Below are 21345 nucleotides of genomic sequence, written 5' to 3'. Positions count from 1 at the left end.
GTTACTTGCTGAACCATTCTACTATGGCGTCGGCAGTTACTTTCCCTATCCCTTCTGCTTTCATCAGTTCCTTCGCAGTCGCTTTCTTGATTCGCTCCACAGAGCCAAATTTCTCCAGCAAGGCGCGCTTGCGTGTCACACTCATACCAGGCACATCGTCTAACAGACTCTCCCGCATACGCTTTCTAAGGAGCAGTTCATTGTAGCCATTGGCAAAGCGGTGAGCCTCATCCCTGATCCGCTGCATCAGCTTGAGAGCGCCACGCCCATGATCTATCAATAGCGGCTCGCTTTCCCCAGGAAAGAAGATCTCCTCCCTTTGTTTTGCCAGCCCAACAATCGGCATTTGCTGCAGCCCCAGCTGCCTAAGCTCTGCCACCGCAGAACTAAGCTGCCCTTTACCACCATCCACAATCACAAGATCAGGTAGCATAATGGGACACTTTCCTTCATCCCCCAATCTCCAGAGAGCTTCTACGATCGGCTCCTGACTATGCTCAAGATACTCCTCATTGGCTTTTCTCGCCTCTAACAAAATCCTAGCATAGCGGCGGCGCACCACCTCGGCCATACTGGCAAAGTCATCCTGACTCTCCACGGTCTTCATCCTGTATCTCCGGTAGTTACCGTTGTCTGGCAAACCATCCAGGAAGCGCACCATACTCGCCACGATATGGGTACTACTCACGTTGGAAATATCAAAACACTCCATCACTTTGGGAGGACGGCGCAGCCCCAGAGCCTCACCCAGTTCAGCCAGATCCTCGAGCGGCTTGACGGTCGTCGGCACACCGCGCCCCTTGGCAAAGGCTCTCGCCGGACTCAGGGTCTTCTCCAGATTGGTGATCACATCACGCAGCTTAGCCGCCTTTTCAAAGTTCAGCTGCTCAGCCGCTTTCTGCATCTCCTCGCGCAGGCTGGCAAAGCGGCTACGCTTGCCTTTGCCCTCCAGAAAATCCACCGCCTCCATCACCCGGGCACGGTAACCCTCTTCATCCACCTTGCCCACACAAGGCGCACTACAGTTGCGAATGATATCCGCATGGCAGTGCTTGTAATCATTTTCTCCGGGAAGCTTCGGACGGCAAGTGCGGAGACCAAACTCACGATTGATCCATTCCAGAGTCCCTTTCAGGGCCGCGGAGTGAACGAAGGGCCCGAAGTATTTGGCCCCATCCTCTTTACGTATCCGAGTAAGCTCAAAACGCGGAAAACGCTCCTTGAGCTGCACCTTTACCATGAGGAAGCGTTTATCATCTTTCTGGCTGACATTGTAGCGTGGCCGGTACTGCTTGATCAGCTTGCTCTCCAGAATGAGAGCTTCCTCCTCGTTGCGCACCTCATGGGTCTCAAAGTCCCAGATACTCTTGATCAAGGCCTGTGTCTTGATGTCCGCCTTCCCCCTGCGTGAGGGCATGAAATAGCTGGAAAGACGCTTTTTCAGGTTCTTCGCCTTGCCCACATAAATGATACTCCCCAGCCTGTCCTTCATCAGGTACACGCCAGGCTGCGTGCTGGTTCCCAACAAGCGCTCTCGAATTTTTAACCGGTTGTCCGCCATAGCTCTGACATCGAGGGAAAGACCTCGCCCTCGTTTAACGTAGTATGACAAAGCCCGTTTTGACAGCCTCGCAACAGCTTTTTCTGAGAAAAATCAACCTTTCCACAGCGCTATCACACAACATACGAAGTGCGAGTTTCATAGCACTACGCTTGCATCTGCCCAAAATCCGTCTACACTGACCATCAATTCAACTACATGAAAGCTTTTCACCTAATCATCAGCGGTCTCATGCTCAGCCTGGCGACGACAGTCTCGGCTGAAGAGGCAGCAGCCGCATCAGAGCCGACGCAACTCACCGCCATGGATCTCATCTCCAAGGGTGGCTTGGTCATGTACCCCTTGGCCGGCATTTCCATGTTCACTCTGATCCTGATTTTCCTCTATTTCCTCACGATCCGTCGCAACGCCGTAGTATCGGACCGCTTCATGAATTCAGCCGAAGCCTTGATTCGCAAACACGACTACCTGGGACTGGTCGCCCAGTGCCAACGCGAGAACAAGTCCATTGCCCGTGTCGCTGAAAAAACCCTCGACTTCATGACCAAGAACTCAGGAGTTTCCTTCAATGAAGTCCGCGAAGTCGCCGAGGCAGAGGGATCACGCCAGGCCGGCATCCTCACTCAGCGTATTTCCTACCTGTCAGACATTGGTGCCATTGCCCCAATGATCGGTCTCCTTGGAACAGTGATCGGCATGATCAAATCCTTCATGGAAATCGGTCAGGGCAATTTCGAGGGCGTCAAGCAAATGGAGCTTGGTGGAGGCATCGCCGAGGCTCTGATCACCACAGCTTCTGGCCTGGTGATCGGCATCACAGCCCTGATCTTCTACTCGATTTTCCGAGGCCGGGTACAGAAATACATCTCCGAACTCGAAGCGGCAGCGACTCACCTGATGGCCCTACTCGCCGCCCAATACAACCGCAGAGGAGGAGCTACTCCACGCCAGTCCTATGCAGATCAGACTTTGGAGGACGACTACACCATGCCCGTACGCCGTACCGCCGCTGTCCGCGGTGACGTCCCATCCCCGATCGAAGAGCAGCGTCCAGATGTCCAAGGTATCTAAACTCACCTGCAGCACATGAAATTTAAAAGCAATCAGCCACCAGCAGCGGGCTTCCAGCTCGCACCGATGATTGATGTCGTGTTCCTGCTCCTCATCTTCTTCATCGTCACCTACCAGCTCTCCGATTACGAGAAGGAGCTGGAAGTCAACGTGCCTACTGCTGAAGAAGGCTCCACAGAGTCACGTGGTTATCTTGAGGTCGTCGTCAACGTCCGCAAGGATGGCGATATCATCATCGAAAAGGAAAACTACACGATCGATGAACTGCAAAAGAAGATGGAAAACCTGGCCCGTGTGAATAAGGATCAGCCTATTCGAATCAGAGGCGACGCCGAGACACATTATCAGGACATCGTGACAGTCATCGACCGATGCCGTAAAGCTGGCATCTGGAACATCTCTTTCGCCACCCAGTCTCCCAAGCCTAAAGGCTAGAACCATTTCCATACTGCACCATGCGACATCTCACCCTGATTACTCTTGCCCTCGCCAGCCCCATCACGGTCTCGGCTCAGGAGCCTGCTCGCGCATTACAAGCAGATCCGGCGAATGACTATTTCGCCCGTGCTCAACAATTGTACGAGACAGGCAGAACGGCAGCCAGACCTGAGGATAAAGCTGAATTTTTCCAAAAAGCCATTCCGGTGCTCAGGGACTACATCCAGCGTTTCCCTCGCCACGAGAACACTCAGGCCGCCTATTACTACCTCGCGGATGCTTATTATGAGACTCAGCAACAGGACAGGGCCATCCCCATCTTCGAGCTGATCGTACGCCAATACCAGAAAGGGCGCTTTGTCTCTGCGGCCGCTTATCGCCTAGCCTACGCCAACTACTCCAAAAAAGATTTTCGCAACGCCGCACGTCTCTTTGGGATCACCGCCCTGAATGCCAGCCAACCGGAGGACCAGATCCGGGCCGCCTATTTCCAGGCCCAATGCTACATTCTTCTCGAGCAAAACGAACGCGCACTGCCCATCCTCAAAGACATCTCAAAAGCAGAAACAAAGAGCCCGTACAAAGATCAGGCCATCATGAAGATTGGCCACATCCTGCTGGCCAATAAACAATACGAGGATGCGCTTGCCAGTTTTCAAAAGCTGCTGGCAGGAGAGCAGCCAGCACCTCTCAAAGCTGAGGCATCTTTCCATGCCGGCTTGGCCGCTGCCGCGCTGAACATGTCCAAGCTCGCCGAGTCACTGTTCCAAGGTACACTCAGCGCCAAGGATTCCGTCTGGATTCCTCAGGCCCACATCGCCCTGCTCAATCTCTACTACAAGAATGAAAACTATGACGCGCTCATCAAGCAGGCAGAGCAGTCAAACGTCGAGCTTGAGCCAAAGATGATCGCCAAGCAAGGCGTCATGGTTGGACGCGCCTTCCTCCGCAAAAAGAATTACCCCAAAGCTGTCGATTACTTCCTCGAGATCGAACAGGCCGTTCCCGGCACAGACATGGCTTTCGAAGCCGGCTACTTCAAGCTACTCAGCTTCTTCAATATGAAGGGCTCTCGAATCGTCGACCAGGTGGATCACTTCATCCAGAACTACGCAGTCGGGAGGGGCACTCACAAGTACATCCATCAGGCTCTCTTCATGAAGGCGGAGACCCAGTACGCTGCAAAGAATTATAAGGAAGCCGCCAAGACCTACAACTCGATCGATCCCAAGCTTATCGATGAGCTCAACCTCCCAAGCTTCCTCTACAAGAAAGCCTGGTGCCTGGCCGAGACTGACAACCACGCTGGTGCAGCCAAGTCCTTCTCGGAATTCATCGATCTGGACCCGGACGACCCTAGAACCATTACCGCCTACGCCATGCGCGGCGAGTCATTCCTTGAACTCGATGACCGCGTCAACGCGCTGCGTGATTTTGACATGGTGATCCAAAAATCACCGAACACCAAGCTAGCCGCCATGGCTTTGCAGAACAGCGCCAAGATCCAGCGCCAGGCCAAGCAGTACCAGGATATGATCAATCGTCTATCCACCCTGCTTAAGGACTACAAAGACTTACCTAACCAAACCATTGCCAATGCCAACTACTGGATTGGCTGGGGCTATTACAAACTTGAGCAATACGCCGAGGCTCCCCCATACCTGGACAAAGCCATCCAGTTAGATAAACAAAGCTACGGCAAGCAGGCCGTCATGCTCAGCATCTTGTGCCACTACTCACTCAAGGATCTGGCAAACCTAACAAAAAGCGTAGAGACCGCCGATGAGATCGGTCTATACGATAAAGTCCCTCTCCCTGTCTTCCGCTGGTTAGGCTCTCAGTACTACAACTCAGGAGATTTTGAAAAAGCAGCCAGCCACCTCGAAAGCGGTCTGGAGAAAGGTGTTCCTCAGAAGACTCCAGCCATCATCTGGAGATTGCTAACCAAGTCTCAGCTGCAATCAGGAAATCTGGAAGACGCCTTGGATTCAGCCAACAAACTTCTCTCTATCGAAAAAGAAGATGCCTACATCGTAGACGCTAAACTCGACAAGACCAACATCCTGCTAGGACTGCAACGATACGGCGATGCCAAAATGATTGGCGACGAGGCACTGCAAATGCGCCCCACCGGCAAAGTCAAAGCAGGCCTGCTCATGGCTATGGGAGACATTTCCTTCCAGACCAATGATTTCAATGAGGCATCGAAACACTATGTTCTCTTGGTTTCTAACTTTGAAAACCTGGATCTCCATGCTGAGGCGCTTTACAAATTATCCCAAGCTCTGGACAAGGCTGGCAAATCCAAGGAAGCCTCAGAGTACAAGAAACAGCTCCAGCAGAAATACCCCAATTATAAACCTGCAAGCTAAACTTCCTAACAAAGCATACATTCTCAGTCTGCACGAGCCTTTTCGATAAGTTTCATTAACCTTTAAGCCTCTTGATGTTTTTCATTGCGTCAGGAGGCTTTTTTTATAGCCTATCAAGTTAGGCTACCCTCTTGATGATAGGCGGGTGGATCTTTCATTAGAAACCTCACAAAAGACTATGACTGAAATGTACTATCTTACCCCGTTGACAGGAATCGTCGGCCTTGTAATTGCGGGCCTCCTTTTACTCACGATCTTGAAACGATCGGGCGGCGAGGGGAAAGTGGCAGAGATAGCCGACAAAATCCACCGGGGAGCCATGGTCTTTATGCGGCGAGAGTTCAAACTCATCTTCGCCTTCGCCGTCGCCATCGCCATCCTGATTCTCATCTTCCAGGATAAAGCCTATGCCACCAATCAGGCTATAGCGTTTATCTTCGGCTGCCTGGCTTCATCCTTTGCCGGTTTCGTAGGCATGTTCACAGCCACCAAAGCCAACGTGCGTACCACCCTTGCAGCGAAAGAAGAAGGGCCCGCCTCCGCACTTAGCGTGGCCTTCTTTGGCGGCTCAGTCATGGGCCTCACTGTAGCAGCCATGGGCCTCATCGGCCTCGGCACCCTTTTCTGGATCTTCGCTGGTGGTGAGCACAAAGCACACGTGGCAGACATCATGGAAGGTTTCGCCATGGGCGCCTCTCTGGTCGCCCTCTTCTACCGTGTCGGTGGTGGTATTTTCACCAAGGCTGCCGATGTGGGTGCCGACCTTGTTGGCAAAGTCGAAGCAGGCATCCCTGAGGACGACCCACGTAACCCCGGCGTCATTGCTGATAACGTGGGTGACAACGTAGGTGACGTAGCGGGCATGGGCTCGGACATTTTCGAATCCTACTGCGGAGCTCAGATCGCCACCATCGCGATTGCTGGCGCTGCGGCAGCACGAGTAGCTGAGACTGGCGGTAGTGCCTTGATCGACAAACTTGGAGCCTCAGCAGACAAAATGGACTCACTGATGTACTTGCCACTGGCTCTGACGACTGTCGGCCTGTTCTGCTCACTACTCGGCATACTCATGGTAAAACTCATGTCCTCCAAGGATCCAGCCTCGGCCCTTCGCATAGGCACCATAGGCGCAGCAGTCATCTACATCGCAGCAGCCTTCGGCGTAGCTGGAATCTTTGGCCTGAACACCAATGTCGGTATCGCAGTACTATGTGGAGCCGTAGGAGGCATCATTATCGGCCTCGCCACCGAGCACTACACAGGTGGACAACCCGTGCGCGATATCGCTAAACAAGGAGAAACCGGAGTCGCCACCATCATGATTTCCGGCCTTTCTGTAGGTCTCAGGTCCGTAGCGATCCCACTCATCACCCTCGCAGCTACCATCTTCATCTCCTACAGCTTTGCTGGCCTCTATGGAGTCGGCCTGGCAGCGGTAGGCATGCTCGGCACCGTGGGCATCACCATGGCGATCGACGCCTATGGTCCTGTTGCCGATAACGCTGGCGGCATTGCCGAAATGGCCGCCATGGGACCCGAAACACGTAAGATTACTGATGGTCTGGATGCTGTCGGCAACACCACGGCGGCCATCGGTAAAGGCTTCGCCATTGGAGCTGCTGGCCTGGCTGCCCTCGCACTCATTACCGCCTTCATCCAGAAGGCTGAAATTCCCGACTTCAACCTTGGAGACGAGACCGTTCTCTCCATCTTCTTTGTGGGGCTGTTCCTCGGCGGTATCGTCCCCTTCCTCAATGGGGCCATCACCATGACGGCTGTAGGTGGAGCTGCCTTTGAAATGATCACTGAGATCCGCCGCCAGTTCCGCGAGATCCCAGGCCTCCTCGAAGGCAAGGCTGAGCCTGAAACCGACAAATGCGTGGACATCGCCACCAAGGCAGCCACCAAGAAGATGATCCTCCCGGCCCTTCTGGCAGTCGGCACACCGATCATCGTCGGCTTCGGCTTCAATGCCATCAAACCCGGCTATGGCGCCATCGCTCTGACAGGCACCCTCTGTGGAGCGCTTCTCGGCTGCATCCTTCTCGCCCTCATGATGTCCAACTCAGGCGGCGCTTGGGACAACGCCAAAAAGTACGTAGAGGAAGGCAACCACGGAGGCAAAGGCTCAGACGTCCACAGCGCCTGCGTGGTGGGTGATACCGTAGGTGATCCATTCAAAGACACATCCGGCCCATCCATGAACATTGTCATCAATGTGATGGCCATCGTTTCCTTGGTCATTGCTGGATTGCTTTAAAAGAGCTCTCCCCCTCAATACCTGAACACAAAAAAGCTCACCGTAAGGTGAGCTTTTCGTTTGATGCACTCTCGGGAGAGAGTGGCATCCCGTAGGGGATTCGAACCCCTATTGCCGCCGTGAAAGGGCGGAGTCCTAACCATTAGACGAACGGGACACTTAGTCGTGTTGTTTAGTGGTGCGCTTTCGGCGCGGGCGGAAAAAACCATGAATCCCGACTTACTGCAAGATCTTTTTTCTCTTTTTTCGCATTTTTCTTTGAGCCGCTTCTGACGAGCTCTCTAAAACCTTGAAAATCAATACTCATAGATCTCGCCCCCTCGTTTCACTATTTGCAGAGAGATCACCCTTCTCCACCAGACCTCGCTCAATTGCCTCCTGCATAGGCACAGGTTTTGCCTGACAAACCTTCTCCCAGCCCGGAAAATTCCATCGATTCGGGAATCCTTTACACTGAAATGGCTTCACTGGCTGGATTTTACACTGCCCGTTCTCGAGCATGATGCACTCATGGTTCTCCTTTTCGATCAATGAGAGTCCATTTCGGTTCATACGCAGCCTAGTGTACTGCTGAATGAAATCATCCACCTCCATCCCAAGGAATTCAGCGATACGATCTACCTCGTCATCTTCCACACGTACATCCCCCGGCCACTTGCAGCAAGCACCACAACGATCGCATTGATACCATATTTCCTTGTTCATCATCGGCTTCCTCTTTCCTCGGTGAGAATCACTGCATGCTCTCATCTACTCCAGATGTCCAACGCAAAAAAAGATGCCCTAGTAATAGGGCATCTTCATATTCATAGAGCTATGAAAGAAAATCTTTGATTAGTGGGAGGCTACCGGAAATGAGTCCCCCACTTGATCGTAGTAGTGCTTCACGCGGCCCTGGAACCAAGCCCACTTGCGTCCCGGCCTGCCGTTATCCAAGAGGAAATGAGGACAGTTTTTATGAGGCCTAGAGAGGCCCTTACGCTTCCAGTGATAATGGGGAACCACGTTACGCAGCGGAATGTCATACTTATGCATCAGGTAGGCTGTCAGTTTGGCTGTTCTATCCACTGTGGCTGTGCGGCTGTTTCCTGGATGCTCACACATTTCAAGGCCAATAGAGTAGTTATTACCTGGTCCGTCAAAATCAGCGTGTTCACCCTGCTCATTGGTTGGCAGATGCTGGACAGCTACACTTTGATCAATCGTATAGTGCCAGACAAGATAGCCGATACGGTTGCCACCTCGTCTCTTTGGAGCTCTCAACTTACCATTCTTCAGAGCCAGAGAATGCCTGTAGGCATCAGCTCCACGGGAAAAGTTCTGGGTACTGTGAATGGTGATGTAGCGAGGGCTCATGCTTCTACGGTATTTGCGAGCATGGCGTCCACGTGGGATTAAATCCTGTTTCACGTTCGCTTCAGAAAGGAGCGAGTTGAGACTCTTCACTCCATGTCTTTGACCTTGGTACGTCGAATTGGTGCTGACCATGGTGGCGGTCGAGCCCATCGCTGGATCACTAGACACAGGCTTCACCATCACCACAGGGGGTGAAGGCGAGGAGCAGGATACAATGGCCACTATCGTAGCGAAGAGGCCAAGGGGGAGAATAGTGCTCAAAAATCGCATATCTTATTTATTATCATACTTATACCTATTACACGAGGGTGATTATGAAAAAACTATAATTCACCATTCATCAGGGCAATGACGCAAGGGGGGAATAGTTCTCACCAACTATAGGTCTACGAGTAAGACAACCTCCTCTTTCATTTCGCTCAAATTAATTTGAAAAAATCTGCATAAAATCACTGCAGGCACTATCTCTAGGCAAACACATGTGCTACCACTCAAGAACTTGAGGCGCTCAAAAGCTCCAGAACCTGGTATCAGCCAAGCCATGCATCATTGCCCACCCGACGCATGGCTGGGAAATCTACGTCCTGGAACCAAGCAAGCGATCGGTCCCGTGGCCGATGCCGCAGCCTCCTTCGCCATTTCCCTCATTGCCCGGGCTTACAACGACAAGCACCCTAACAGAAGAGTCTGGGTAATCACCGAACTCCCGCGCCTCCGGGAACGCATCGCCGATGAAGTCCCTCTGTGGAATGTCTCTGCCCACCTGTTCCACGAAATCTCTACTTCGATTCAATCGAGTGAAATAGCCGACCCCGAGAGTCTCGCGGAGCGACTTGCAGAGCTTCATGCCCTCACCCATGACCCCACCCGCGCCGAGATCGTTCTCGCTTCCGAGGAAATGCTTGAGGAAGCCGCACCGTCTGAGAAAGACCTGAAAGCAACACGAGCTATCCTAAGTGTCGGCCAGTCACTCGACATTGAGCGCTTCTTGGGGACGCTAGACGAACAAGGCTTTGAGAAAGTCTCCCAGATTCACAACCGTGGTCAGTATGCGCAGCGGGGCGGCATCATCGATGTCTTCACCTGGCAGAACCCTGCCCCCATCCGTATTGAACTCTTCGATGTAGAGATCGAATCCATCCGTGCATTCGATCTGGATACCCAGACATCCCGCCGCAAGCTCGACAGCATCGAACTACCGATTAGTGATCCAAATACCTCGGCTACCATTGCGGACTTCATCCACCAGAATGATCTCGTGATTTCCTTGGGGGAAGACGCCCACGAGCTCAGTCACATCCATCTTTCCCCGGACGCTCCCATCGGTAACGACGGTGAAGCCGACTTCACGCACGCTCTCTACGGCAGCCCCCTCGGCGCCTTTGAAGCCGGTGACTTCGTCCTCCAAGAATCCAAGCGTCACAGCTTCCACCAGCAGATCGCCGAATGGAGAAAAGACGACTGGCAGATTCACCTCATCTTCGCCAACAACGGGGAAAAGGAACGCTTCGCCGAACTCATGGGAGCCAGCGTTTTTGATTCCATTGAAACCTGCAAGGGAGATCTCGCTCAGGGCTTCACCTATCCCTGCGCCAAGCTGGCGGTACTCTCGTCCGCGGAACTTTTCGGCCGCTACCAGACCCAGCGTGCCCACCGCACCACACATCTCGACCACCAACGCCGAGCCAGAGCTCAGACTAATATAGAGGACATCAATGAAGATGATCTCGTGGTCCACTCCGAGTACGGCATCGGCCGCTTCGAATCTATAGAAACCAATGAAGACGGTGAGGAGGAAATCCACATCCAGTATCGCGACGGCGCGATTCTCTCTGTCCCCATTGATCAGTCCCACCTTCTGTCACGTTACGTGGGCATGGGTGGGAAGACACCCGATCTCTCCAAGTTGGGAGACAACCGCTGGGCCAAGTCTCGCCGTGCTGCCGAGAAATCCATTCTCGATTACGCCGCGCAACTGCTCAAAATCCAGGCTGAGCGCAATGCCCTACCGGGTACAGGTCACCCGCCGGATACCAAGTGGATGTGGGAATTTGAAAACTCTTTCCGCTTCACCGAGACGCCTGGCCAGCTCGAAGCCATTGAAGACACCAAGGCTGACATGGAAGCGGCCAAACCGATGGACCGCCTCATCTGTGGCGACGTAGGCTTCGGAAAAACCGAGGTTGCTATCCGCGCCGCCTTCAAGTGCATCACCGGCGGCAAGCAGGCTGCCCTCATGGTACCCACCACTGTTCTGGCGGAGCAGCACTGGCGCAACTTCCGCGAGCGTATGTCCGACTACCCGATTCGGGTCGAACTACTGAACCGCTTTCGTAAGCCTGCAGAAATCCGCGAGACCCTCAAAGGACTCGCGAATGGCTCGGTCGACATGGTGATCGGCACACACCGACTCGTTTCCGACGATGTCGTCTTCAAAAACCTCGGTCTCGCCATCGTGGACGAAGAGCAACGCTTCGGAGTTCGACATAAAGAAAAATTCAAAGAGCGTATGCACGGCATTGATATGCTTACCCTCTCAGCGACTCCAATCCCGCGTACTCTCTATCTCTCACTCATGGGCGCCAGGGACATGTCCACCATCGACACACCTCCCCCTAATAAAGTCCCTGTGCAGACATCCATCTGCTCCTACGATGAACGCATCATCCGCGCAGCCATTGAACGCGAGATGAAACGCGGTGGACAAATCTTCTTCCTTCACAACAGGGTCAAGACAATCGACCTGATGAAGAAGAAGCTGTTAGACCTCGTGCCGGACGCTCGCATCGTCGTCGGCCACGGTCAAATGGATAAAGATGAACTCGAAGTCGTCATGCGCACCTTCGTCAATGGGGATGCAGACATTCTGTTAGCCACCACCATCATCGAATCAGGCATCGACATCCCGAATGCCAATACCATCATCATCGACCGTGCAGACCGCTTCGGCCTGTCCGATCTCTATCAGTTACGTGGTAGAGTTGGCCGAGCAGGAGATAAAGCCTACGCAATCCTACTACTACCTGGTGAACTCATCGGTGGTGATGCTCGCAAACGCATCAATGCTATCAAGCAATACACAGCTCTAGGATCTGGCTTTAAAATCGCCATGCGCGACCTCGAAATCCGCGGCGCAGGAAACCTGTTAGGAACAAAACAATCCGGACACATCGCTGCCATCGGCTTTGACCTCTATTGCCAGCTACTGAGACAATCGATCGACCGCCTCAAGGGGAACACAGTCCAAGCACGTATCGACGTCACCCTGCGTGCAGACTTCCTGACCTTCAACGAAACGGAATACAGCCAGGCAAACCCGGACACCAATCTTCCAGCATTCATTCCGGCCAACTACATGACCGAGCCATCCATGCGCATACGGGCATACAAACAACTGGCCGAAACCGTCAGCGAGAAGGAACTCAAGATCATTGCCAACAGCTGGCAGGACCAGTTCGGCCGTCATCCAGTCCCTGTCAAAAACCTACTGACCGCGACTTCCCTCAAAATTGCCGCAGCAAACGCCTTCATTACCAGCGTGGAAATCCAAGGTCAGCGCCTCATGCTCACCCGCAATGGCAACTACATCATGCTGGAGGGCAAACGCTTCCCACGCCTCACCGAGTCCCACCCCGGCAAAAAGCTCGATGAAGCCCTCTCCATGCTCAAGTTGATCTAGAGATTCCAGTCTTCATCTGCAGATCTTGGTTGTCTTGACCAAATTACGCACAGGTGGAAATTTGTATGATAGAATTTCGTACTATGGCAAAAGGTCAGCTCCTTGGCCGAAGTATGTTATTCAGTAAACTATGAAAATCACGATGCTCTCTCAAACAATGATTATTGGTGGTCTTTGCCTGACTGCCAGTTTAAGCTCCCACGCTGACTCCGCCCGCCCACTGACAGAGGTGGAGGGAGCCCACGAAATCAAAGTCAATGGAGGCTGGTGCTGGTATCAAGGCCCACGGGCTATCGTGACTCAGGACGGCCAAATTCTTTTCACCACCATTGCCGGTGACACCTTTGGCGGCACAGATGCCGGTGACCTGTGGATAAGCTCCTGGAATCCTGAGACAGGCAATCTGAAGCATTTTGAGCTGCACGATAAGTTTCACCGCGACGATCACGACGTCGCCGGACTACTGGAGCGACCGGACGAACGCATACTCGCCGTCTATGGCAAGCACGGTCAAGACACCCTGCAAAGATGGCGGATCACAAGCAATCCCCATGACATCACCGCGTGGGAGAAAGAAGAATCACTCAACCACGGCGCAGCCTACACCTACTCAAACGTTTATCAACTCTCGGCGGAGAATGGCCGCATCTACAATTTCTGCAGGGCCCGTGGCTACAACCCGAACTGCAGTATTTCAGACGACAATGGCAAATCCTGGAAGTACGGCTGGCGCTTGTTCTCTTGGAAAAAAGACGACTTGAAGGATAACCCGCTCTATACCGGAGTGGACGGATGCCGCCCCTACCTCCGCTACACCTCCAACAATAAGGATACGATCCACTTCGTAACTACAGAGGATCATCCACGCGCTTACGACAACTCCATATATCACGGCTACTACAAGCAAGGAAAGCTCTACAACTCAGCTGGCGAAGTCGTTGGCAGTCCTGGATTAAGTGGCGACAGTGAACTCAAGCCCACCTCCTTCACCCGGGTATTCGAAGGTGGACCAGAAAAGGTAGCCTGGACCGTGGACATCGAACTCGATGAAAACGAGCACCCTTACACCGTATTCTCGGTTCAGCTGGACGGCGCCAAAGGAAGAGGCCAGCGCCTCGACCAATATGGTAATGACCACCGCTATTATTATGCGCGCTATGATGGCAAACAATGGAATGTGCACCAGATGGCATTCGCTGGCACCAAGCTTTACACCAAGGAAAGTGACTACACGGGGCTGGTAGCCCTGGACCCACAAGACCCGGATACCGTCATCATCTCTACCAACGCCCATCCGGCTACAGGCAAAGCCTTGATTTCATCCAAAGACCAAAAGCGGCACTGGGAGCTCTTCAGAGGAAAAACTTCTGACCAAGGAAAATCCTGGAAATGGGAAGCCATCACCCGGAATTCCGATACAGACAACCTCCGCCCCCTCATCCCATCCAACCCGGGAGGCAAACGCCATATACTCTGGGCTCGCGGCGATATGACCACCTTCACTGACTACCGGCTCAATATTTGTCACCTGAGTGAGCCCCGCTAGTTGAAACTAGTTTTTGTCCCCCCCTCTCATAATGCCCGCAGTTCTTGAGCTGACGGGCATTTTTGCGTTTATCCCTCTATCTAGGATGCATATATTTAATATTTCTTAATTAAAAAACCCATACTCGAAAAACACGTTTACACACTCTATATTAGCCGTTTACGAAATGTGACAACTTCGTTTCCCTGCACCATTTGCCAATCTACAACAGCGGAAGCATCTTGCGCATGTCTCCACCGGGGACCCCAGATAACAAACAACCAATTCTACCATGAAATTCAAAGCAATTACCTCCGCTCTTGCAGCAGGCCTCGTTCTCGCAGCTAGCGCTACAGCTCAGACCAAACTCACCGTTAAAGGTTCCGACACCCTCGGTGCTAAAATGGTTCCTCAGCTCGCTGAAGCCTACAAAGCAGCTGGCAACAACGTAAGCTTCGAAATCGCAGCTGAAGGTTCTTCCACATGCTTCACAAACCTCCTCGCAGGTACAGCTGACTTCGGTATGTCTTCCCGCTCCGTTAAGGCTTCCGAGAAGAACAAGTTCGCTTCCGCTGGTAAGGAACTCGTTGAGCACGTTGCAGGCGTTGACATGATTGCTGTCATCGTAAACGAAGCCAACGGCGTTAAGAAACTCACTAAAGACCAGGTTGCTGGCATCTTCACAGGCACCATCACTGACTGGTCCGAAGTTGGCGGTAAGGCTGGTGAAATCAAAGTTTACACCCGTAACACTTCCTCCGGTACCTACAAGACTTTCCAGAAGCTTGCTATGAACAAGAAGGACTACGGCAAGAACAGCCAGAAGATGGCTGGTAACGAGCAGATCGCTGCTGAAGTTGCTAAGGACGTAAACGGCATCGGTTATGTTGGTCTTGCATACGTCGGCCGCGACGGTATCGCTCCTGCAGCTGTTGACGGTGTTCTTCCTACTCCTGAGAAAGCTGACGAGTACGCACTTTCCCGTAACCTCTACTACTACACTGTTGGTCAGCCAGCTGGTGAAGTGAAGAAGTTCATCGACTGGGCAACTGGTACTGAAGAAGCTGCTAAGATCATCGAAAAAGTTGGCTTCATCGGCGCACCAAAGAAGTAAGTAGCGATTAGTACTTCTGCTTTACTCAGTAACAAATAACATCTAAAGCACCGCACATGACCGAATTGTGCGGTGCTTTTTCCATGAAGGCACTTGCGCTTCAACACGCTACACAGAACTATCTGAACTCGCTTTCCCTGATATGAAATCCTCGAAGACAGCCAAAGATAAGAATCCTTTCCACAAAAAATCCGGATTCAAGGTACTCGGCATCGGCAAACAGGAAGCGATCAAATATTTTTTCGGCGGCAACGCCACGATGGCCATTATTGTCATCAGCCTTATCATTTTTTTCCTCATCTATCACGCATGGTCCTTCTTCCCGGACTATCGTAAGAGTCTCACCCTCTACCGCCAGTCTGGCCAGGAATTCACAGACTACGCATCCGAGCAGATCACGGCTCAAAAAGAACTCAGTTCCCTAGCCATCCAGGCACGCGAGTATGAGATCATGGATCGCCTAGGCGCCCTCTATTTCGTGACGCAAGTACACGCCACCTTCAAATCACAAGTCCTCAAGGAGATTTCCTCGGAACGTAAAGAACTTAAGAGATCCGAATCCAGATTCAATGACCTCCGTGAGGAAGACCCGCCAAAACCTGACCGCATCAAGGAAGCTGAAAAAAGCCTAGCTGCTGCCCGAGAGGCCCTGCGCGCTGAAGCCACCAAAGTCATTTCAGATCTCGACTACAGTGACCTGACCGACAAAACCTGGGTCACCGATAAGAAATACCTCGAGTCCATTCGCCAATCTGTCGTTGAGAACATCATCACAGGGGAAGACACTGAATTCCAGAAATCGATCAAAGACAGTGAAGCCAAGGCAAAGGCTGAGATCGACGCCCTCCCTTTCATCCAGGACCTCGCCGAAGCACGCAAACTTTTCCAGGAGCCTCAATCAGAGTTTTCCAAGTTCGTCGATGAAATCCGCAAGATAGCCGGTAGCAACAAGAGTCAGGCTCTCACGTATTCCTCTGCAGGCGCACGTAAAGAAGCCCTACTTAAAGCAGCTGAACTCGCGCGCGACGAAGAAACCAGAAAACGTAAGCTTATTGAAGCTGAGCGTGTTCTCACCATTGAACCGGACTACTCCAAGCTCAATGAACCACTCTACAACAGCTTAGACAAGCACCAGGAAGTCCTCGCCAAACTCACGGAAAAGACCAAAGAAGGCCTCGCCAAGGTGCCCAGTGCAGACAAATTTGAAGGAAAACTCGCCCGCCGCCGCATCAACAAGATCCACGAGCTAGAAGAATCAATCTTCGAACTCTTTGACGAGAAAAGAAAGCGTATGGAGGAATGGGACCACACCGCGCACATGCCCATGTCCCAGGCGGTAACTGGATTCTTCTTCGGCACCAAATGGGTTACCAACTCCTCCTGGCAGGACTTCTACGGAATCATCCCGCTGCTCGCAGGCTCAGTTTGCGTAGCCCTTGTCGCGGTAGTGATTGCCGTTCCCTTCTCTGTAGGTGGAGCCATCTACGTCAACCGCTTGGCGTCCCCCTTTGAGCAAAAATTCATCAAGCCAGTGATTGAGTTCATCGGCGCGATTCCTTCCATCGTTCTCGCCTTCTTCGGTGTGGTGGTTCTCGGTAATTTCTTGGTCGAGAACACACAGTATCCAATCATATCCTGGATCCCTGGCCTACCGGTAGAAAACCGCCTGACCATTCTCAACGCTGGCATCCTGCTGGCTCTGATGTCCGTGCCGACCATTTTCACGCTCGCTGAGGACGCCCTCAATAACGTGCCAAAATCCTACAAGGAAGCCTCACTTGCTCTCGGTGCCACTCGAATCCAGACCGTGCTCAAAGTGATCATCCCAAGTGCCTCGTCTGGCATCATCGCAGCTGTTCTACTCGGTTTCGGCCGTATCATTGGTGAAACCATGGTGGTACTGCTTGTCATGGGTGGCCGTATTGCCATCCCGGAATCCATTACCGACCCTGCACACTCCATGACTGGTATCCTGGCTCAGGAAATTGGTGAAGTGGATGAAGGATCTCTCCACTGGGGGGCCCTCTTCATGGTTGGCCTCGTCCTATTCGTTATCGCTCTCAGCCTGAACTACATTGCTCAGACCATTCTCCGCAAGTTCAGCAAACACTAAGTTTCACACGTCTAGAATCTCCCGAACACTCTCGACATCATGTCTTCACACACACATCAACCTGCGGTCAACCCGTTCTGCAAGACCCAAGACAGACGGAAAGGCAAAGAGAAACTGGTGACAATCACCTTCATGATTTTCACCTATACCGTCCTCTTCTGCGCTTTCGTTATCTTTGGCAATATCATCTGGAAAGGCGCCCCCGTCCTCGCGGAGAAAGGCCTAAGCTTCCTGACAGAGAAACCTCAAACGTTGAGCGTTCTGGAAGTAGAACAAGCTGATGGCATTGAAGTGCCTGCTAAGAACTTTGATTCCATGCTCAGCAGCAATGGCGACGACAGACTGCCGATCGCCAATGTACGAACCTTTGACAAGTCCTATAAGATGATCAACTTTGATCTCCTCCCAGACTCTATCATCGGCGAGGGATACCTGAAGGACCTGGAGCAGCAGAACGACAACTTCTACCTCCGCTATGATGAGCGCACCCTTGAAGCCCCTGTCGCATTCACCCTGCAGCAGGACAAAGCGATTACCCTCACTGAGGACGCTTACAAAACAGTCAAAGAGCTAGCCCCGAATTTGATTCCTGCAGACGTAAAATCCAGAGAATCCAAACTCAGCGACTTCGAGGTCACCATCGCCAAAGGTGAATACATGATAGGCAAGGGTACTCACGACGCCTTGGTAAACACGCCTCTCATCTTCAAAATGAAGCAGACCTTCGCTGATGATGATGCGGGTAATGAATTCCCATGTATCATCCCTGAGACTCAGACCATCACCGTAGATGGAGGCACATTCTTTACAGCTTTTGACGAGGACGAGAGCGGCACACTGCCACTAGAGGATCAAAAGGACATCCCGGTGGTCAAAAATTTCTACGACTTCACCATTCCTGCTGGCACCTACCAAACCAATGACAAGGTACTGGCGATTCTAGCCAACATGGGTGTACCAACGAAACACAATACAGCCAAGGGATCTATCGTAGTCAATCTCGGCAAAGCCATCAACCTGACCACATCTGCTTCAGAGTATGAGACCCTGATCGCAGCAAACCCTGGCATCAAAGTAGACAACGCTACACCAGCTGTAGAGTCTGAACCATTCGTCAGCTTCACCTTGAAGAAAGACTCCGAAGTTCTTCTCAATGCTGAAGACTATGAGCAGATCAAAGCTGCCAACGAGGGAACAAACAATTTCAAGACCTCATCTGAGCACACCCACTCCTACTCGGGCGGTGGTGTACTGGGCCCGATCATAGGTACAGCTATCTTGGTCATCATCTGCATGGCCATTGCTCTTACCACGGGTATCGCCTCCGCCGTGTTCCTCACGGAATACGCAGCACAGGGACGCTTCATTAAGACTATCCGTCTGGCGATGCTCAACCTCGCAGGTGTCCCCTCCATCGTGTTTGGTCTTTTCGGTCTTGGTCTCTTTGTCATGATCGCCCCGGCTCTCACCAGCACACCAAGTGCTGAGAGTAAATTCATCGTACCAATCGCACCTGTCGCTTCCGAGCCTAACCTGCGTGTTGTCGAGCAGGAGAAAATTTACATCGCCGAAGACAAAGCCTCCATCTCCGAACTTCGTGAACTCACCGCCACTGCTGGCGACACGCGTTTCTATGACGGCTGGTACTACCTCTCCTTCCAGGGCTGGGGCACCTGCATGCTGGCAGGTGGATTCACACTCGCTATCATGATTCTTCCGGTGATCATCACCTCCTGTGAAGAGTCACTCCGCGCCGTCCCGCAGGGATTCCGTGAAGCCTCGCTGGCACTGGGTGCCTCCAAGTGGCAATCCATCCGCACAGCAGTTCTTCCATACGCCTTCCCAGGGATTCTTACAGCATCTGTCTTGGGAATTACGCGTGTAGCTGGCGAGACAGCTCCTATCATGTTCACGGCAGCCGTCGCTGAACGCTCAGATCTTCCTTGGCAAGGCATCCACTCGCTGGGCTTTGATCGTTTCATTGATTTCCTCCAGCAATCGGTGCAAGCTCTGCCATACCACATCTACACGGTAGCCGGCAGAATCCCACAATCTGAATACACACAGCCGATGCAGTACGGTGCCGTACTCGTCTTCATGATCATCGTGATGTCACTTGCCGGCTTCTCCGTCTGGCTGCGCATCCGAGTACGCAACAAAATCAAGTGGTAACCATGTCTACTCAAACCATCTCCAAACCATCCCGCAATATGAACTCCAACAATCCGGCAGCCAATTCCGATTCGCTCCTACAGGCATCTAGAAATGAGCCTCATGTGGAACCGATGATTGAGATCGACAATGTTTCCTTCTCCTATGACCTCGGTAAAACGAATACCCTCCGTAACATCACCCTGGACATCCCTGAGAAGCAGGTCACTGCTTTCATCGGTCCATCTGGCTGCGGTAAGTCCACATTGCTTCGCTGCATCAACCGCATGAACGACCTCGTGGAAACCTCCAAGATCACCACAGGGGAAATTCGTATCATGGGTCAGGACATCAATGACCGCAGCGTGTCTGCCATTGAGCTGCGCAAGCAAGTCGGCATGGTCTTCCAGAAATACAACCCCTTCCCGAAGTCTATTTATGACAACGTAGCCTACGGACTCCGTATCCAAGGCATCAGGGACAAATCTACTCTAGACGAAGCAGTCGAGAGAGCACTCAAAGGTGCCGCTCTCTGGGATGAGGTCAAAGACCGTCTCAAAGACTCAGCACTTGGCCTCTCCGGTGGTCAGCAGCAGCGTCTCTGTATCGCTCGTACCACAGCGGTAAAACCAAAGGTCATCCTAATGGACGAACCATGCTCAGCACTCGACCCTATCGCCACAGCCAAGGTGGAGGAATTGATCACCGAGCTCCGTCAGGAGTTTACCATCGTCATCGTGACCCACTCCATGCAGCAGGCCAGCCGTATTTCGGACAACACAGCCTTCTTCTATCTGGGTGAACTCATCGAGTACGCTGATACCACGAAGATCTTCTCCAACCCAAGTAACAAGCAAACCGAAGACTACATCAGTGGCCGCTTCGGTTAATCCTCTCTGCCAAACCAGCTCCTACCCCAACCTCTAACTTACCTAACAACTATGCAAACTGGCGGACATATCCTATCAGACTTCAATAGTGCCATGGAAGACTTCAGACAGAAGATGATTACTATTGGCAGCCTCACCCAGCAGAACCTGGAAAATGCTATCCGCGGCCTCCTTGACCGCAACATTGAGCTTTGCAATCAAGTCATCGCGGACGATGAAGAAGTAGACCAACTGGAAATCATCATTGATGAAGAAGGTGTCCTTCTCATGTCCAAGTACCGACTCTTCGCGGGCGACCTCCGCATGGTGATCTCCTCCATGAAGATCACCAACAATCTGGAGCGTATTTCTGACCACGCAGTCAGCATCGCCAAGCGCAGCAGAAAGATCCTCAGAAACAGCGAACTGCCAGAGAACCGACTCGTCGAGCCGATCTATCAACTGGCGAACAACATGCTCACCAAAGCTCTGACCGCCTACAATGACGGCAGCAAGGAAATCGCTTTGGAAGTCATTCGTGCAGATGACGAGCTGGATGCCCTCCACAAATCCACGCATAGAAAGCTTACCAAGTGCCTGGAAGGAGAATGCTCCAATTACAAGGACTACCTCAATCTCGTGTTCATTTGCCGCTGGCTTGAACGCGTTGGTGATCTCTCGGTAAATATCGCCGAAGACGTCGTCTTCATGGAGACAGCTACCGATATTCGTCACGGCGGTGAGCTTTCCGACGAGGAAGAATAATTCACTCCATTATTAGGATTAATCACTTTCTAACCGCCGAGGCAGCCGCCCGGCGGTTTTTTCTTTTATCT

General features: G+C 52.3%; 14 protein-coding genes and 1 tRNA gene. 11 read left to right on the top strand and 4 right to left on the bottom strand.

Features of this window, described 5'->3' with window-relative positions; translation table 11 throughout:
- Window position 1: 1 nt before the first annotated feature.
- Complete coding sequence (locus BUB27_RS05205) at window positions 2–1612, bottom strand: excinuclease ABC subunit UvrC (protein ID WP_234991669.1); 1611 nt, start codon at window positions 1610–1612, stop codon at window positions 2–4.
- Between the two features lie 147 nt (window positions 1613–1759).
- On the opposite strand from BUB27_RS05205, the gene BUB27_RS05200 reads away from it, so the two are divergent.
- The 4 genes from BUB27_RS05200 to BUB27_RS05185 all read left to right on the top strand — a co-directional run bounded on the left by BUB27_RS05200 (window position 1760) and on the right by BUB27_RS05185 (window position 7702).
- A complete protein-coding gene (locus tag BUB27_RS05200) occupies window positions 1760–2632 on the top strand; it encodes a MotA/TolQ/ExbB proton channel family protein (RefSeq protein ID WP_234991668.1) in 873 nt (290 codons plus the stop codon).
- 15 nt (window positions 2633–2647) lie between these two features.
- Entirely contained in the window at window positions 2648–3067 is a 420-nt protein-coding gene (locus tag BUB27_RS05195; protein WP_143158468.1) for an ExbD/TolR family protein, read from the top strand.
- 20 nt (window positions 3068–3087) lie between these two features.
- A complete protein-coding gene (locus BUB27_RS05190) occupies window positions 3088–5442 on the top strand; it encodes a tetratricopeptide repeat protein (RefSeq protein ID WP_143158467.1) in 2355 nt (784 codons plus the stop codon).
- A gap of 178 nt (window positions 5443–5620) precedes the next feature.
- The gene (locus BUB27_RS05185) at window positions 5621–7702 is read left to right on the top strand and encodes a sodium-translocating pyrophosphatase (RefSeq protein WP_143158466.1); all 2082 of its coding nucleotides are present in this window, start codon (window positions 5621–5623) and stop codon (window positions 7700–7702) included.
- Window positions 7703–7784: 82 nt separating this feature from the next.
- Here the strand turns inward: BUB27_RS05185 and BUB27_RS05180 are convergent.
- The 3 genes from BUB27_RS05180 to BUB27_RS05170 form a co-directional block, all read right to left on the bottom strand.
- Window positions 7785–7859 (bottom strand) — tRNA-Glu (locus BUB27_RS05180).
- A gap of 146 nt (window positions 7860–8005) precedes the next feature.
- Window positions 8006–8410: a YkgJ family cysteine cluster protein gene (locus tag BUB27_RS05175; RefSeq protein ID WP_143158465.1), complete on the bottom strand. Its 405-nt coding sequence runs from the start codon at window positions 8408–8410 to the stop codon at window positions 8006–8008.
- Between the two features lie 126 nt (window positions 8411–8536).
- Window positions 8537–9058 (bottom strand): peptidoglycan recognition protein family protein, encoded by a 522-nt coding sequence (locus BUB27_RS05170; protein ID WP_234991667.1) that lies wholly within the window; start codon window positions 9056–9058, stop codon window positions 8537–8539.
- A gap of 499 nt (window positions 9059–9557) precedes the next feature.
- Here BUB27_RS05170 and mfd point away from each other — a divergent pair, with 499 nt between their 5' ends.
- The 7 genes from mfd (at window position 9558) to phoU (ending at window position 21274) form a co-directional block, all read left to right on the top strand.
- Entirely contained in the window at window positions 9558–12737 is a 3180-nt protein-coding gene (gene mfd, locus BUB27_RS05165) for a transcription-repair coupling factor (protein ID WP_234991666.1), read from the top strand.
- A gap of 130 nt (window positions 12738–12867) precedes the next feature.
- Complete coding sequence (locus BUB27_RS05160; protein WP_143158463.1) at window positions 12868–14283, top strand: BNR-4 repeat-containing protein; 1416 nt, start codon at window positions 12868–12870, stop codon at window positions 14281–14283.
- A 271-nt stretch (window positions 14284–14554) separates the two neighbouring features.
- Window positions 14555–15376 carry a phosphate ABC transporter substrate-binding protein gene (locus BUB27_RS05155; protein WP_143158462.1) on the top strand — a complete coding sequence of 274 codons (822 nt, stop codon included), beginning with the start codon at window positions 14555–14557 and terminating at the stop codon, window positions 15374–15376.
- A gap of 142 nt (window positions 15377–15518) precedes the next feature.
- Window positions 15519–17489, top strand: a complete 1971-nt coding sequence (pstC, locus tag BUB27_RS05150; RefSeq protein WP_143158461.1) for a phosphate ABC transporter permease subunit PstC — start codon at window positions 15519–15521, stop codon at window positions 17487–17489.
- Window positions 17490–17528: 39 nt separating this feature from the next.
- Entirely contained in the window at window positions 17529–19661 is a 2133-nt protein-coding gene (locus BUB27_RS05145; protein WP_143158460.1) for a PstA family ABC transporter permease, read from the top strand.
- Between the two features lie 113 nt (window positions 19662–19774).
- Window positions 19775–20530 (top strand): phosphate ABC transporter ATP-binding protein PstB, encoded by a 756-nt coding sequence (pstB, locus tag BUB27_RS05140; RefSeq protein ID WP_234991683.1) that lies wholly within the window; start codon window positions 19775–19777, stop codon window positions 20528–20530.
- Window positions 20531–20581: 51 nt separating this feature from the next.
- Window positions 20582–21274 (top strand): phosphate signaling complex protein PhoU, encoded by a 693-nt coding sequence (gene phoU / locus BUB27_RS05135; protein ID WP_143158459.1) that lies wholly within the window; start codon window positions 20582–20584, stop codon window positions 21272–21274.
- Window positions 21275–21345 lie beyond the last annotated feature (71 nt).

The organism is Rubritalea squalenifaciens DSM 18772 (genome assembly GCF_900141815.1).
Lineage (GTDB): Bacteria > Verrucomicrobiota > Verrucomicrobiia > Verrucomicrobiales > Akkermansiaceae > Rubritalea > Rubritalea squalenifaciens.
Note: the sequence above shows the minus strand (reverse complement) of the source record. Positions and strands in the feature narration are given on the sequence as shown.